Origin of the sequence: Mangrovicoccus sp. HB161399, from assembly GCF_013184745.1 — a bacterium.
Taxonomy (GTDB): Bacteria; Pseudomonadota; Alphaproteobacteria; order Rhodobacterales; family Rhodobacteraceae; genus Mangrovicoccus.
In genome coordinates this window covers 1-626 of the sequence record NZ_JAATVU010000301.1, presented here as the reverse complement: position 1 = coordinate 626, position 626 = coordinate 1, and the positions used below count along the sequence as shown (strand labels likewise).

At 63.7% G+C, this 626-nt stretch carries 1 pseudogene; it reads left to right on the top strand.

Annotated elements, in window-relative coordinates:
* Positions 1-626 (top strand): annotated as a pseudogene (locus tag HCC78_RS33020) (IS5 family transposase); the annotation flags it as partial.

The following is a 626-nucleotide window of genomic DNA, read 5'->3' as shown; positions in this document are numbered from 1 at the left end:
TGCGCAAATGGCGCGGCTGGAGCCCTGCTTCCCGAAGTCCCACGGCAAACCGCGTGTCGACGACCGGCGCGTCCTGAGCGGGATTATCTTCGCAAACCGCAATGGTTTGCGCTGGAGGGATGCGCCGAAGGCGCATGGTCCGCACAAGACGCTCTGCAACCGTTGGAAGCGTTGGAGCGACAAAGGCATCTTCGCACAGATGCTGGCCGGGTTGGCGGCCGGGCACGGCGAGAAGAAGACGGTGATGATCGATGCCACCTATTTGAAGGCCCGCCGAACGGCTTCCAGTCTGGGCGTCAAGAAGGGGGGCGTGGCCGCCTGATCGGGCGAACCGAGGGTGGCATGAACACGAAGCTTCACGCCATCTGCGGCAGCAAGGGCCGCCCGATCGACTTCTTCGTCTCGGCAGGACAGGTCAGCGACTGCATCGGTGCGCGGGCGCTGCTCAGCAGCCTGCCGAAGGCCGACTGGCTGCTCGGCGACCGGGGCTGCGATGCTGACTGGTTCCGAGAAGCCCTTCAAGACAAGGGGATGCGCGCCTGCATTCCGGGCCGGAAGCAACGCAAAACCCAAGTCAAACACGACAAGCGCCGCTGCAAACGACGCAAGCGTATCGAGATCATGTT